Source organism: Mycobacterium sp. E2733, from assembly GCF_001667585.1.
Classification (GTDB): Bacteria; Actinomycetota; Actinomycetes; order Mycobacteriales; family Mycobacteriaceae; genus Mycobacterium.
In genome coordinates, this window is sequence record NZ_LZJZ01000096.1 from 1 (window position 1) to 14419 (window position 14419).

Here is a 14419-nt window from a genome sequence, read left to right on the forward strand (position 1 = left end):
TGCTTCTTCGGATGGTTATTATTTGTTAAGAGACCACCTACGGGTGGTGTGCTGCCGCGTCCTGCGGTTACCGTGCACTTTGAACCCTTGAGGTATTGATGGATCAGCAGACCGCCCGCACCGACATCACCGTTAACGTCGACGGTTTCTGGATGCTCCAGGCCCTCCTGGACATCCGGCACGTCGCGCCGGAATTGCGGTGCCGGCCATTTGTTTCGACCGACTCGAGCGACTGGCTCAACGAGCACCCCGGCATGGCGGTGATGCGCGAGCAGGGCATTGTCGAAAACGATCAGGTGAACGAACATGTGGCCGCTCGAATGAGGGTGCTGGCCGCGCCGGACCTCGAGGTCATCGCCCTGCTGTCGCGGGGCAAGCTGCTTTACGGTGTGGTCGACGACGAGAATCAGCCACCCGGGTCGCGCGACATCCCCGACAACGAGTTCCGGGTGGTGCTGGCCCGCCGCGGCCAGCACTGGGTGTCCGCGGTACGGGTGGGCGGTGACATCACGGTCGACGACGTCGCCATCGCGGACAGCGCCTCGATCGCGTCGCTGGTCTTGGACGCGCTGGAGTCGATCCACCACGCCGAGCCCGCGGCGATCAACGCGGTCAACGTGCCGCTGGAAGAGATGCTGGAAGCCACGAAGTCGTGGCAGGAGTCCGGCTTCAACGTGTTCTCCGGCGGCGATCTGCGGCGCATGGGCATCAGCGCCGCCACGGTGGCCGCGCTGGGACAGGCGCTCTCCGACCCAGCGGCCGAGGTCGCGGTGTACGCGCGTCAGTACCGGGACGACGCGAAGGGCCCCAGCGCTTCGGTGCTGTCGCTCAAAGACGGTTCCGGTGGCCGTATCGCGCTGTACCAGCAAGCGCGGACGGCCGGGTCGGGGGAGGCGTGGCTGGCCATCTGTCCGGCGACCCCCCAGTTGGTGCAGGTGGGCGTCAAGACGGTGCTGGACACACTTCCCTACGGCGAGTGGAAAACCCACAGCAGGGTCTGACATTCGACGAAACATAAAGTTCACCAATGTCTTTGCGCTCAACATGCGGTTGAGAAGCCAACACGGCATACTTCTCTAAGAGATTCAGCAAATTTCAAACCACTGTCACCAAAGGTTTTAATCGCGAGGCGGGGTAGATGGAATTCGGATTAGTCGGGCTGCACTTTCCCGGGGGCCGCAGCTTCCCGGAAAGCGGGCCGGCGCACACTTCCGCCCGGCTGGCGGTACGGGGTTACACATTCACGACGGTAAGGGGTTCAGGGCGATGACTGCGGTAGTTGAAGCGCTACAGCCTGACGTTGAGGGAATTTCGCAGCCTCGGGCGGTCGTGGTCGGCGTTATGGCCGGGGCGGGCGTACAGATCGGCGTCCTACTGGACGCCAACGCCCCCGTCTCGGTGATGACCGAGCCGCTGCTGAAGGTGGTGAACAGCCGGCTCAGGGAACTCGGCGAGACGCCGTTGGAGGCCACGGGCCGCGGCAGGTGGGCGCTCTGCCTGGTTGACGGCACCCCGTTGCGGGCGACCCAGTCCCTGACCGAACAGGACGTCTACGACGGCGACCGGCTGTGGATCCGGTTCATCCAGGACACCGAGCATCGCTCGCAGGTCATCGAGCACATCTCCACCGCGGTCGCGGCAAACCTGAGCAAGCGGTTCGCCGCGATCGACCCCGTCGTGGCGGTGCAGGTCGGCGCGTCGATGGTGGCGGCCGGGGTGACTGCCGCCTCGGGCTTGCTGCTCTGGTACCGGTGGCACCACAACTCTTGGTTGCCGACGGCGTACTCCGCGGTGATCGCCGCGGTGGTGCTGGGCGTTGCCCTGCTGCTGCAGATGCGGGCGCACACGGAGCAAGATCGCCGCGTCGCCGACATCATGCTGCTGAGCGGCCTGGCGCCTCTCACGGTCGCCGCCGCGGCGGCGCCCCCCGGCGGAGTGGGCTCCCCGCACGCGGTGTTGGGCTTCGGTGTGCTCACCATCGCCGCGATGCTGGCCCTGCGTTTCACCGGACGCCGCCTGGGGCTCTACACCGCGCTCGTCACCGTCAGCGTGGTCACGGCGATCGCGGCCCTGGCGCGAATGGTCGCGATGACCAGCGCCGTGACGCTGCTGACCAGCGTTGTCCTGGTGTGCGTGCTGATCTATCACACCGCGCCGGCGCTTTCCCGCCGCCTGGCCGGCATTCGGCTGCCGGTGTTCCCCTCGGCGACCAGCCGGTGGGTGTTCGAGGCCCGGCCCGACCTGCCGACCACCGTGGTCCGCTCCGACGGTGGGCCCCCGGTCCTCGAGGGACCCGCGTCCGTCCGCGACGTCTTGGTGCAGGCCGAGCGCGCCCGCTCCTTCTTGACCGGCCTGCTGACCGGGCTCGGCGTGCTGATGGTCGTCTCGTTGACGGCGTTGTCGGATCCGCACACCGGCCAGCGCTGGCTGCCGCTGTTGTTGGCGGGCTTCAGCGCCGGGTTCCTGATGCTGCGCGGGCGCTCCTACGTCGACCGCTGGCAGGCGATCACGCTGGCAGTGACCGCCGTCCTCATCGTCGGTGCGGTGGTGGTGCGGTACGCGCTGGTGTTGCAGTCGCCCCTGGCCGTGTCGATCTGCGCGGCGATCCTGGTTCTGCTGCCGGCGGCCGGCCTCACGTCGGCGGCCGTGGTGCCCAACACGATCTACAGCCCGCTGTTCCGCAAGTTCGTGGAATGGATCGAATACCTCTGCCTGATGCCGATTTTCCCGCTGGCATTGTGGTTGATGAATGTCTATGCAGCAATCCGCTACCGGTAGTAGCAAGGTGTGGCGAGGGCGCGCTTCCGCTGCGGGTCTCGCCGCAATCTTGCTCGCCTCAGGAGCATTGGCCGGTTTACCGCCCGCTTATGCGATTTCGCCGCCGACGATCGATCCCGGCGCGGTGCCGCCCGACGGTCCGCCCGGGCCGCCGGCGCCCATGAAGCAGAATTCATACTGCACCGAGGTCGGGGTGCTGCCCGGCACGGATTTCCGGTTGCAGCCGAAGTACATGGACATGCTGAACCTGCAGGAGGCCTGGCAGTTCGGCCGCGGTGCCGGCATCAAGGTGGCCGTCATCGACACCGGTGTGAGCCCACACCCGAGGTTTCCGCGCCTGATCCCCGGCGGTGACTACGTCATGGGCGGTGACGGGTTGTCCGACTGCGACGCGCACGGCACCATCGTGGCCTCGATGATCGGCGCCGCGCCGGCCAACGGCGCCGGAGCGCCACCGGCCGCGCCGCGCCGGCCGGTCACCATCCCCACCACCGAACCGCCACCGAAAGCGCCGCCGCCCCAGACGGTGACGTTGTCGCCCCTGCCGCAGACCGTGACGATGGTTCCGCCTTCGCCGACGGAGCAGCCGCCGGCTCCGGGGCCATTCGGGCTGCCGCCACCGCCCGCGCCCGCGGGTCCGCCGCCGGGACCGCCCCAGGGCGGGCAGGCCCCCGCGAGCAACCACGGCGGGGGCACCGTGACGATCCCCAGCTACTCCGGTGGGAGCCACGTAGTCGGCGTCGACAACCCGCGCGGGCCGAGGCCGCTGGATCCGCCGCCCAGCCCGCCACCTCCGCCGCCCGCGCCACCCTCGGCGGGTCCTGACGCCTTCAGCGGTGTCGCCCCGGATGTGGACATCATCGGAATCCGCCAGTCCAGCCAGGCGTTCGGCCTCAAGGATGCCTACACCGGCGACGAAGACCCGCAGACCCGGGCGAAGATTGACGACGTCCAGACGATGGCGCGGGCGATCGTGCACGCCGCCAACATGGGCGCGCAGGTCATCAACATCTCGGATGTGACCTGCATGAGCGCGCGCAACATCATCGACCAGCGGGCGCTCGGTGCCGCGGTGCGTTATGCGGCGGTCGACAAGAACGCCGTGATCGTGGCCGCGGCCGGCGACACGAGCAAGAAGGACTGCAAACAGAATCCCGCGCATGATCCGTTGCAGCCCAACGATCCTCGCAACTGGAGTTCCGTCACCACCGTCGTGACGCCGTCGTGGTTCAGCGACTACGTCCTGACGGTGGGCGCGGTCGACGAAGATGGCCGACCGATGACTCAGGGCAACCAGGGTCAGGCGTCGACGAGCGTGGCCGGTCCGTGGGTGGGCATCGCCGCGCCCGGCACCGACGTTGTCGGGCTGTCACCGCGGGACGACGGCGTCATCAACGCGATCGACGGACCGGACAACACGCTGCTGGTTCCGTCCGGCACCAGCTTCTCGGCCGCGATCGTGTCCGGCGTCGCCGCACTCGTTCGCGCGAAGTTTCCCCAGCTGTCGGCATACCAGGTCATCAACCGGTTGACCCGCACCGCGCGGGCGCCGGCACGGGGCGTGGACAACCAGATCGGGCACGGCATCGTCGACCCGGTGGCGGCACTCACGTGGGACGTACCCGAAGGGCCGTTGAAGCCGCCGCAGCAACTGTCGGCGCCGCTGAACATACCGAAGCCCGTCCCGCCGCGGGATATGGTGCCAGTGTGGGTGGCCGCCGGAGGCTTGCTCGGGGCGTTACTGATCGGTGGGGGCGTGTTTGGAACGGCGATGCTGATGAAGCGATCGCGGAAGCAGCAATAAGGGCGGAGCAGCAGCAGACATGAAAGCTCAGCGCAGGTTCGGTTTGTCATTGTCGTGGCCGCGGGTCACCGCGGTGTTCCTGGTTGACATCGCCATCTTGGTGGTGGCCAGCCACTGCCCGGAGTCGTGGCAGGGTACCTATCGCATTGCGTTCTGGGTGGGTGTCGGCCTGGCGGCGTTGGTCGCCCTGCTCTCGCTGGTCACCTACCACGGCGTGACAGTGACGTCGGGATTGGCCACCTGGTTGTGGGATTGGTCCGCCGACCCGGGCACCGCACTGGGAGCGGGCTGCACACCGGTGCTCGATTACCAGCGCCGATTCGGGCGCGACAAGGTCGGCGTGCGCGAGTACGAGGGCCAGCTGGTCTCGGTCATCGCGGTGAACGGGGGCGACGACGACCCGTCTTCGCGCCACCGGCACCGGAACTCGGCGCCCACCCTGCTGGTGCAGGCGGTGGGTGATGGCTTGCGGCAGTTCGACATTCACCTCGACAACATCGACATCGTGTCGGTGAAGGTGCGCCGCGGCGGCCCGGGCATTGGGGCCGCCGAGTTGTCGAAGCTCGACGACTGGGGCCCCGAGGAGTGGGAGGTGGCGAACGGAGAGCCCACCTCGTACGTTCGCCGCACCTGGCTGGTGTTGCGGATGAACCCGCAGCGCAACATCGCCGCTGTGGCGGTCCGCGATTCCCTGGCTTCGACTTTGGTGGCGGCCACCGAGCGGCTGGCTCAGGATCTCGACGGACTTACCTGTGCCGCAAAGCCGTTGACCGCCGAGGAGATCACCGAAGTCGACCGCGCGGTGCTGGCCGATCTGGAGCCCACCTGGAGCCGGCCCGGCTGGCGCCACCTCAAGCACTTCAACGGCTTCACCACCAGCTTCTGGGTGACGCCCGCGGACATCACCACCGACGCGCTCGACGAGCTGTGGCAGGCGGACACCGTCGCCACCGTGCTGACGGTCCGGCTCACCGCCCGCGCGGGCCGGCCGCAGGTGTCGGCCTGGGTGCGCTACCACACCGAGAAGCGGCTGCCCCGGAATGTTTCGTCCGGCCTCAATCGCCTCACCGGGCGCCAGCTGGCCGCGGTCCGCGCCAGCCTGCCCGCCCCCGCGACACACGCCTCGCTTGTCGTGCCGAGCCGTGCCGTGCGTGACGACGACGAGCTCACGCTGTCGGTCGGTCAGCTGCGAGAGAGCCCGGCAGGCGTGCCTGTGGCGCAATGACGCGGCCGCAATCGACCGCTGAGGGCGCCCGCAACGCGATGGTCGCCGGCCTGCTGGCATCCGGGATCTCCGTCAACGGGTTGCAGCCGAGTCACAACCCGCAGGTTGCGTCGCAGATGTTCACCACGGCCAGCAACCTGGACCCGGGGATGTGCGACGCCTGGCTGGCGCGATTGCTTGCCGGGGAGCGGAGCATCGAAGTGCTCGCCGGCGCGTGGGCGGCGAACCGCACGTTCGGGTGGGAGACCCGCCGGCTCGGGGTCACCGATCTGCACTTCCGTCCCCAGGTCTCCGACGGCTTGTTCCTGCAACTGGCTGTCACCAGCGTCGAGTCACTGGCGTGTGCATACGCGGCCGTTCTGGCCGAGGTCAAACGCTACGAGGAGGCCGCGGAGCTGCTCGACGGGGTGGAGCCGCGCCAACCCTTCGAGCAGGAGCTGGTCGACTATGTGCGGGGCGTGCTGTACTTCCGCACCGGGCGGTGGCCGGATGTACTCAACCAATTCCCGGAGGGCAAGGTCTGGCGTCAGCCCGAACTGAAGGCCGCCGGAGCGGCCATGGCGACGACGGCGCTGGCGTCGCTCGGCGTCTTCGAGGAGGCGATCCGGCGCGGCCAGGACGCGATTGAAGGGGACCGCGTTCCGGGCGCGGCCAACATCGCCCTCTACACCCAGGGCATGTGCCTGCGCCACCTGGGCCGCGAGGACGAGGCCGTCGAACTGTTGCGCCGGGTGTATTCGCGGGATCCGAAGTTCGGCCCGGCCCGCGAAGCGCTGGACAACCCCAGCTATCGACTGGTCTTGACCGACCCGGAAACCATTGAGGCGCGCACGAATCCGTGGGACGCGGAGAGCGCGCCGACCCGGGAGGAGACGGAGGCCGCCCGCCACGCCGAGGAGGCCGCCAGGTACCTGGCCGAGGGTGACGCCGAGCTCAACGCGATGCTGGGCATGGAACGCGCCAAGCGGGAAATCAAGCTCATCAAGGCGACGACGAAGGTGAACCTCGCCCGCGCCAAGATGGGCCTTCCCGTGCCGGTGACCTCGCGCCACACCCTGCTGCTGGGTCCGCCCGGGACCGGAAAGACGTCGGTGGCACGGGCGTTCAGCAAGCAGTTGTGTGGCTTGACCGTGCTGCGCAAACCGGTGGTGGTGGAAACCAGCCGGACCAAGTTGCTGGGCCGATACATGGCCGACGCGGAGAAGAACACCGAGGAGATGCTCGAGGAGGCTCTCGGCGGGGCGGTCTTCTTCGACGAGATGCACACGTTGCACGAAAAGGGCTATCAGCAAGGTGACCCCTACGGCAACGCGATCATCAACACCTTGCTGTTGTACATGGAGAATCATCGCGACGAACTCGTCGTCTTCGGTGCCGGTTACGCCAAGGCGATGGAGAAGATGCTGGACGTGAATCAGGGTCTGCGGCGGCGGTTTTCGACCGTGATCGAGTTCTTCAGCTATACGCCGGACGAGCTGGTCGCGTTGACTCGGTTGATGGGGCAGGAGAACGAGGACGTCATCACCGAGGAAGCGGCGCACTCGCTATTGCCTTCGTACACCAGGTTTTATCTCGATGAGAGCTACTCCGAAGACGGGGACCTGATCCGCGGCATCGATACGCTCGGCAACGCCGGCTTCGTCCGCAATGTGGTCGAGAAGGCCCGCGATCACCGCAGTTTCCGTCTGGACGACGAAGACCTGGATGCGGTGCTGGCCAGCGATGTCACCGAATTCAGCGAGCAGCAACTCCTGCGGTTCAAGGAGCTGACCCAAGAGGACCTGGCCGAGGGTCTCAGCGCGGCGGTTGCCGAGAACAAGACGACCTAGGTCCCTGGCGCGCCCGCCGTCGGATGACAGATGGTGCCTGCGGCAACACCAGGGACCGGGGCGGGTTATTACAAATCACTGTTGAGAAAATCCCGACGTTTAGCAACGTCGTAGCCGTGATGGCCGAGCCGTCTGCGCCCTCCGAAAACCATCGATGAGCAGTGCAAACTAGCTCCCAGCAAACTGTCAGCAGCTAATCAGCGGCGCGGCAGAGTAGCCCGTTTACCCTTCGTGTGGATGAACAGTAAGGGAACGGCATGGCGATCACGTATCGGTTCGGCGACCTAGGCGCTCGGAGGCACCGTTCGCGTCCGGGTGACCTCGTCGGCGAACAGGCGAAGCCCCGTGCGCGACGAACCGCCGACGGGCGGCTTCTGCGACGGTGCGCGCTCGGTGGCCTGCCGGCAACTCATCAACTGGTCGGATCGCGGCTTCCGGGTGATCCATCCGGGGCCATTGCCCACAAGCAAACGTTCTAGACCGCCGGCAGCAACACGGCCGGCACCGACAGCGCCGTCGGCTCCCAGTTGGGCCGTAATTGCGTCCCGGATGGGGTGATCGTTTCGGATTGACACGCTTGCTATGAGCGGTCGGGTCAAATCCGATAGGTATTTATGCGCACGAGCTAAATACGCCTGTTTTTATTGTGTTGCGATATGGCGATAGGAGGATTCAACGCCTCAAGTCCGCCCTGCATTCGATTGGGAATCAATTTAGCGCGACCGGCAATAGCGTCGGTCCGTGCGGTTGTTATTCGCTGAAATAGCGGTTTGCGCGTTGGCGTAAATCGCCCCTCAACCATGCTGGAAGCGCCTTTTACCTGGGTGTATGCGAAGTCACACGTAAATGCCTGAGCGGCTCAACTTCTCACAGGCGCCGACGAGAGTGTGACATTTCCTTTTTACATTCTGTTACCAGGAGAGAACGCCGACCGAAATGCATCACCGGCACAATGGCCTTATATTCGTGGATCGGATCGGGTAAGTCGGGCGCCAATCATCGCCGGGAACTTAGTCAGGGAGATAGGAGGCCCTTGTTCGAAATGTGTGAAACGAGCTCATGGCTGCAATGCCGGATCTGATGGATTTCATTAGAACCTCGCCGCGGATGCGGCCGGGGCAGCAAAGTCGCGCCTACCCTGGCGGCCACTTGCGGGACGGGAGGTAGTAGATGTTGGACTTCGGAGCGCTTCCGCCGGAGATCAACTCGGGGCGGATGTATGTCGGTGCGGGGTCGGGTCCGCTGCTGGCCGCTGCCGCGGCGTGGGACGAATTGGCCGCGGAGCTGCAGGCCACCGGCGCCTCGTACCACTCGACCATCGAGACGCTGGCGACGGGGCCGTGGACCGGTCCCTCGTCGATCGCAATGGCCGCCGCCGCCGCGCCATACGTCGCCTGGATGCACGCCACCGGCGCTCAGGCTGAAGAGGCCGGCGCTCAGGCGAAACTGGCCGCGGGCGCCTACGAGGCGGCGTTTGCGGCCACGGTGCCGCCACCGGTGATCGCGGCCAATCGCGCCCTGCTCGCAACGCTCATCGCCACCAACATCCTCGGCCAGAACACCCCGGCGATCGCCGCCACCGAAGCCCAATACATGGAGATGTGGGCCCAGGACGCCGCCGCGATGTACGGCTACGCGGCCTCGTCGGCGACCGCGTCGCAACTGGCGCCGTTCACCGAGCCGCCGCAGACCACCAACGAGTCCGCCGGGCCGATGCAGGCCGCCGCGGTCACCCAGTCGGGTGCGCAATCGGGCTCGAACACCGCCGCGCAGCTGAGCACGGCGATGCAACCCCTCCTGAACGCCGGCAATGTTGCGGCAGCCAACCCCACGACGGGAACCGGAATCACCACTGGAATCGGGCAAAACCTCGACTACTGGAACAACATCTGGTCGGTGCTGACGGGCCCGTATTCCCCCCAGTCATGGAGCAGCGTTCCGGGTGGCCCGTTCCTGTCGTTCGGTCAGGCGTACGCCTGGGGTCAGAACGGCCAAGGCGCCGCAGCCTATTTGTCCGGCCCGAAAGCGATCTCCGGGGCACTGGCACCGCTGACCAGCGGCCCCAGTGCCGTGCGTCCCATGCTGAGCTCCGCCGTCGCACCGGTATCCGGCTCCATGGGCAAAGCGGCCATGGTCGGCAGCATGTCGGTACCGCAGGGCTGGACGGACGCTGCGCCGGCCATCCGGACAGTCGCCCAGGTGATGCCCACCAACATGGCTGCCGCCCCGGCCGCCGCGCTGGCGAGCGAAGAGGGTGTCTTCAGCCAAATGGGCCTGTCCAGCCTGCTTGGGCGGGCCGTCGCCGCCAGCGCGACCCACCCCATGGGCGGAAGTGCCGCCGCAGCGGCCGGCTCGCTGGGCGGTGCCGTCGTCGAGGCCGATCCGGCCGCCGCCACCATCATCGTGATCCCGTGCATCGAGGAGTGACTGCCATGAACACACCGCACGCCAGCCCGACACCGTGCACGCAACCGCCCGCCACCAGGTAAGGGAACAAAGATGTTTTACGGAGCCTTTCCTCCGGAGTTCAACTCGGGCCGGATGTATGCCGGCCCGGGACCGGAGTCGTTGGTGGCGGCCGCGACCGCATGGGAGAACCTGGCCGCGGAGTTGCAGTCCGCGGCGTCGGCCTATTCGTCGGTGGTTTCGAGTCTGGCCACCGGGCCATGGGTGGGCCCCTCGTCTCTTGCCATGGCCTCGGCGGCCGCGCCCTATGTGACCTGGATGCAGCAAACCGCGATTCAGGCCCAGGAGGCGGCCACTCAGGCCAACGCGGCGGTAGCCGCGTACGAGGCGGCGTTCGCCGCGCATGTGCCACCGCCGGTGATCGCGGAGAACCGTGCCCTCCTGGCGCAGCTCATGGCGACCAACCTTTTCGGACAGAACACCGCCGCGATCGCGGCTACCGAGACCCAGTACAGCGAGATGTGGGCCCAGGACGCCGTGGCGATGGACAGCTACGCCACCTCGTCGGAGGCGGCCTCGAGGTTTACGCCGTTCGCGGAGCCGCCCGCGACCACGAACGCTGCGGGTACAACGATGCAGGCGGCTGCAATAAGCCAAAGTGCGGGCACCTCCGCCGGCAATGCGGGGTCAACGGTCAGCGCGGCAGCCAACTCGCTGACCACGACCGCGACAGCGGGCAACCCGATACTGGCGTGGCTTTCGCAGCTTGCCACCCAATACAACACCACGATCAACACCTTCTTGAAGGGCTTCGGCACCACTCCTGGCGGCACCCCATTGATCACGGCCATGTACAACGCGGTCAAGGTGCCGTTGGGCCTGACCACACAGTTCAACGACGTCGGACTGCTGATCAACTTCCCCTTGTCGCAGTGGCTCAAGTTCGCCCCACCCGTCGCCTACGGCGCGCTACCGAAGGACGCGCTGGGCGCCGGGCTGGGGGCGTTGGGCTTCGGCCGGGGCACGCTGTATGACGCGATCAGCCCAACGGCGGGCCTCGCGCGCGGCACGTTGGTGGGCCAGTTGAGCGTTCCGCCCAGCTGGGCCTCGGCCACCCCGGCCATCAGAACGGTTGCCGCCGCACTGTCGGCCGCCGGGCCCGAGGCGGTGCCGGCGGCCGCGCTGGGCGAGGGCAGCCTGTTCAGTTCGATGGGAATGGCGGGGATGCTGGGCAGCGCCCTCGGCTCCGGTGGGCCCACCGTGGTCGGTGCCGGCGTCCGCAACCGGATGAAGCCCATCAAGGACCTCAAAGACAAACAGTCGCCGGAACAACTGAAGCGTCTGGTCGCACAGATATCGGAGAAACCCGAAACCGTGCAGCACCACAACGTCGATCAAGAAGGCCTCGACGCCCTGCTCGAGCAGCTGGCGAAGAAGCCCGGCATCCACGCGGTGCATCTGAGAAAGGGCGACAAATCCAAAGTCTTGCCCGCTGATGTCCAGTTAGGTTGAACGCCAACATGATTGAGACCTTGGCAGCCAAGCGCACGAAGAAAGGTGGGTAATGAAACGGTTATTGGTTCTATTGAGCGCCCCCGTGATGATCGGTCTGGCCGCACCGGCATACGCCGATCCTCCACCCGTACCGAACGGCGATGACGGGGCCTTCCTCGCCGCCCTGCATCAGGCCGGCTTCGGCTTCGCAAGTCCCGATGCGGCTGTCGGAGCGGGCCGGGCGGTGTGTTCGTGCCTGAACAACGGGGAATCGGGCCTCGAAGTGGTCCACGACGTGAAGACGCACAATCCGGGCATGGACATGGAGATGGCTTCCAACTTCGCAGTGCTTTCCGCGAAATACTACTGCCCGCACCAGCTCAGCAAGGCCTGATCGAGGCCCATCAGTGCCGTATCAGGCTGGCCTATAACGTGTTTCGACACATGGGGCCAGCGCTGCAGTCGGCGGCGCGCCATGAGACAATCACCGGTTATGAGGCTGCTAGTCGCGCTGATCGCCGTTTCGGCTGTGATCGCGCTCGCCGCGCCCGCGCACGGTGAGCCGGATGCGGGCGCCGTCGACGAGGCGAGTTTCCTCGCCTCGCTGCGAAGCGCGGGCATCACCTACAAGACGCCGGAGGCAGCGGTTCAGTTCGCCCAAGCGGTGTGCACTGCCATGGGCAATGGCGAGTACGGCCCCCAGATGGTCAACGATTTGAAGGGCCAAAATCCCGGGCTCACTACGGATCACGCGACGTCGTTTCTGGCGATAGCCGCGAAGTTTTACTGCCCTCAGCAACTGAACAGGAGCTAGCCTGCCGCTGCGGGGCGTAACCGGAACCGTTTGGCGGCCCGCAGGTTTCGCACGCGTGGCCGCACCGCATCCGGTTCGGCTCGGGTCCATCTGCCGTTCACCTGGGCGTGGTTAGCTGCGGCCGTTGCCGATCCGAGGGAAGGAGTGCCGATGGAGACCACGCTGAGTGTCGCCGATTTCGCGCTCCGGCTCGCCGTCGGCGTGGGATGCGGCGCTCTCATCGGTCTGGAGCGGCAATGGCGCGCGCGCCGGGCCGGCCTGCGGACCAACGCGCTGGTCGCCGGCGGAGCGACGTTGTTCGTGCTGTATGCCGCTGCCACCACCGACACCAGCCCCACCAGGGTCGCTTCGTATGTGGTGTCCGGCATCGGATTCCTCGGCGGTGGCGTGATCCTGCGCGAAGGGGTCAACGTCCGGGGCCTCAACACCGCCGCCACCCTGTGGTGTTCCGCTGCGATCGGGGTCCTCGCGGCGTCGGGGCATCTGATGTTCGCGTTGATCGGCACCGGGACCGTCATCGCCATCCACGTGTTCGGGCGGCCCCTGGGCCGGCTGATCGACCGCGACAACACCGGCGACGACGATGAAAGCCTGCGGCCCTACCTGGTGCAGGTGGTCTCCCGTCCGAAACACGAGCAGTACGCGCGCGCTCAGATCGTGCAGCACGCGAGCGGCAACGACATCACGCTGCGCGGCATCCACACCGGGCGGTCCGGCGACGACGAGGTCACGTTGACCGCGCACCTACTCATGGACGGCGACGCTCCATCCCGGCTGGAGCGGTTGGTGGCGGAGCTGTCCCTGCAGCCGGGGGTCCGCGCGGTGCAGTGGTATGCCGGCGACGAAGCACAGTCGGACCGCTAGGGGCGGGACTGCAGCTCCGGCGCGGCCGCGGCCAGCAGGTCGGTGCGGTTCCCGGTCAGCGGCGGGTAGATCCGCCGGGTGTTGATGGTCCGCTTCGTATCCTTGGCCCGTGCGCCGCTCGATACCAGCAGCCGATCCCACCCTTCGGTGTAAACCGCGCCGGCTGGCCCGAGATCGAGAACGGTTACATACCAAGGGATCCGGAGCGCCAGCAGCGGCTCCCCGAACAGGTCGCTGATCACGTTGTAGCCCGCGTAGCGGCCCATCGGGCGGCCGTGTTGACACGACATCACCGACAGGTGGTCGTCGTCCATCCGGGCAGCGGCGACGTCGCCCGCGGCGAAGACAGCGGGGATTCCGATGACTCGCAGAAAGTCATCGACGGGCACCCGCCCCAGTCGGTCGCGCGCCACCGGCAGCTGCTCGGTCAGCGAGCTGGCCCGCATGCCGGCGCACCACACCACCGTGCCCGCCGCCAGGTGCCCGCCCGAGGTCAGCGACACACCGCGCTCGCTGATCGCCGCGACGCCGACGCCCGCCCTGGTCTCGACTCCGTTGGCCGATAGTGCTTCATCGATCGCCGGACGCGCCGAGGAGCCCATGTCGGAGCCGATGCGGCTGCGATCCAACAGCAGCACCCGTGGACTGACGTCGCTCCCAGCGAAAAGCCGCCGCAACCTGTCCGGTAGCTCGCAAGCCACTTCGATGCCGGTCAGGCCCGCCCCGACCACGACGACCGTGCCCGCCGCTGTCGTCGGGGAGCCGTCGGCGAGCCGAAGCAGGTGCTCCCGCAACGCAAGGGCACCGTCATAGGTGTCAACGTCGAAGCCGAACTCCCGCAGGCCCGGTATCGGGGGTTTGAGGACCTGGCTGCCGGAGGCCAGCACCAGCCGGTCGTAGTCATACGTGGCGCCACCCGATGTGGCGACGGTGCGGGCGTCGGTGTCGATCGCGGTCACCTCGGTGGCGACATGAGCCACTCCCACGGGTTCGAGCAGTGCGGCGAGCGGAATGCGGCATTGGCGCAGGTCGGCCTCGTAATTGCGCACCCGGATGTCGTGGAACGGTTGGGTGGCGAGCACGGTTATGTCGACCGTGCCCGCCGGGATGGCCAGCTCGTCGAGCCGGCGGGCGGCACCGAGCGCCGCCCACAATCCGGCAAAGCCCGAGCCGATCACCAGCACAGCGGTCAACTGCTCACACCT

11 protein-coding genes are annotated in these 14419 nt (G+C 67.1%); 10 read left to right on the top strand and 1 reads right to left on the bottom strand.

What is annotated here, in order from left to right:
* Nucleotides 1-98: 98 nt before the first annotated feature.
* From A5678_RS17875 to A5678_RS17925, 10 genes are all read left to right on the top strand, one after another.
* A complete protein-coding gene (locus tag A5678_RS17875; protein ID WP_055405688.1) occupies nucleotides 99-1001 on the top strand; it encodes an ESX secretion-associated protein EspG in 903 nt (300 codons plus the stop codon).
* A gap of 265 nt (nucleotides 1002-1266) precedes the next feature.
* Nucleotides 1267-2778 carry a type VII secretion integral membrane protein EccD gene (eccD, locus tag A5678_RS17880; protein WP_068044716.1) on the top strand — a complete coding sequence of 504 codons (1512 nt, stop codon included), beginning with the start codon at nucleotides 1267-1269 and terminating at the stop codon, nucleotides 2776-2778.
* A complete protein-coding gene (locus A5678_RS17885; RefSeq protein WP_068044717.1) occupies nucleotides 2756-4582 on the top strand; it encodes a type VII secretion-associated serine protease mycosin in 1827 nt (608 codons plus the stop codon). The genes eccD and A5678_RS17885 overlap by 23 nt, the downstream gene beginning before the upstream one ends.
* A gap of 19 nt (nucleotides 4583-4601) precedes the next feature.
* Nucleotides 4602-5807, top strand: a complete 1206-nt coding sequence (gene eccE / locus A5678_RS17890; protein WP_068044719.1) for a type VII secretion protein EccE — start codon at nucleotides 4602-4604, stop codon at nucleotides 5805-5807.
* A complete protein-coding gene (eccA, locus tag A5678_RS17895; RefSeq protein WP_068044721.1) occupies nucleotides 5804-7636 on the top strand; it encodes a type VII secretion AAA-ATPase EccA in 1833 nt (610 codons plus the stop codon). Before eccE ends, eccA begins: the two co-directional genes overlap by 4 nt.
* Nucleotides 7637-8806: 1170 nt before the next feature.
* The gene (locus A5678_RS17905; protein ID WP_068044724.1) at nucleotides 8807-10063 is read left to right on the top strand and encodes a PPE family protein; all 1257 of its coding nucleotides are present in this window, start codon (nucleotides 8807-8809) and stop codon (nucleotides 10061-10063) included.
* Between the two features lie 72 nt (nucleotides 10064-10135).
* A complete protein-coding gene (locus tag A5678_RS17910; RefSeq protein WP_068044726.1) occupies nucleotides 10136-11554 on the top strand; it encodes a PPE family protein in 1419 nt (472 codons plus the stop codon).
* Between the two features lie 52 nt (nucleotides 11555-11606).
* Complete coding sequence (locus A5678_RS17915) at nucleotides 11607-11930, top strand: DUF732 domain-containing protein (protein ID WP_068044728.1); 324 nt, start codon at nucleotides 11607-11609, stop codon at nucleotides 11928-11930.
* Between the two features lie 99 nt (nucleotides 11931-12029).
* The gene (locus tag A5678_RS17920) at nucleotides 12030-12350 is read left to right on the top strand and encodes a DUF732 domain-containing protein (protein ID WP_068044730.1); all 321 of its coding nucleotides are present in this window, start codon (nucleotides 12030-12032) and stop codon (nucleotides 12348-12350) included.
* Nucleotides 12351-12500: 150 nt separating this feature from the next.
* Nucleotides 12501-13214 carry an MgtC/SapB family protein gene (locus tag A5678_RS17925; protein WP_068044732.1) on the top strand — a complete coding sequence of 238 codons (714 nt, stop codon included), beginning with the start codon at nucleotides 12501-12503 and terminating at the stop codon, nucleotides 13212-13214.
* Here the strand turns inward: A5678_RS17925 and A5678_RS17930 are convergent.
* Nucleotides 13211-14407, bottom strand: coding sequence for an NAD(P)/FAD-dependent oxidoreductase (locus A5678_RS17930; protein WP_068044734.1), 1197 nt, complete (start codon nucleotides 14405-14407; stop codon nucleotides 13211-13213). The genes A5678_RS17925 and A5678_RS17930 overlap by 4 nt on opposite strands.
* Between the last annotated feature and the right edge of the window lie 12 nt (nucleotides 14408-14419).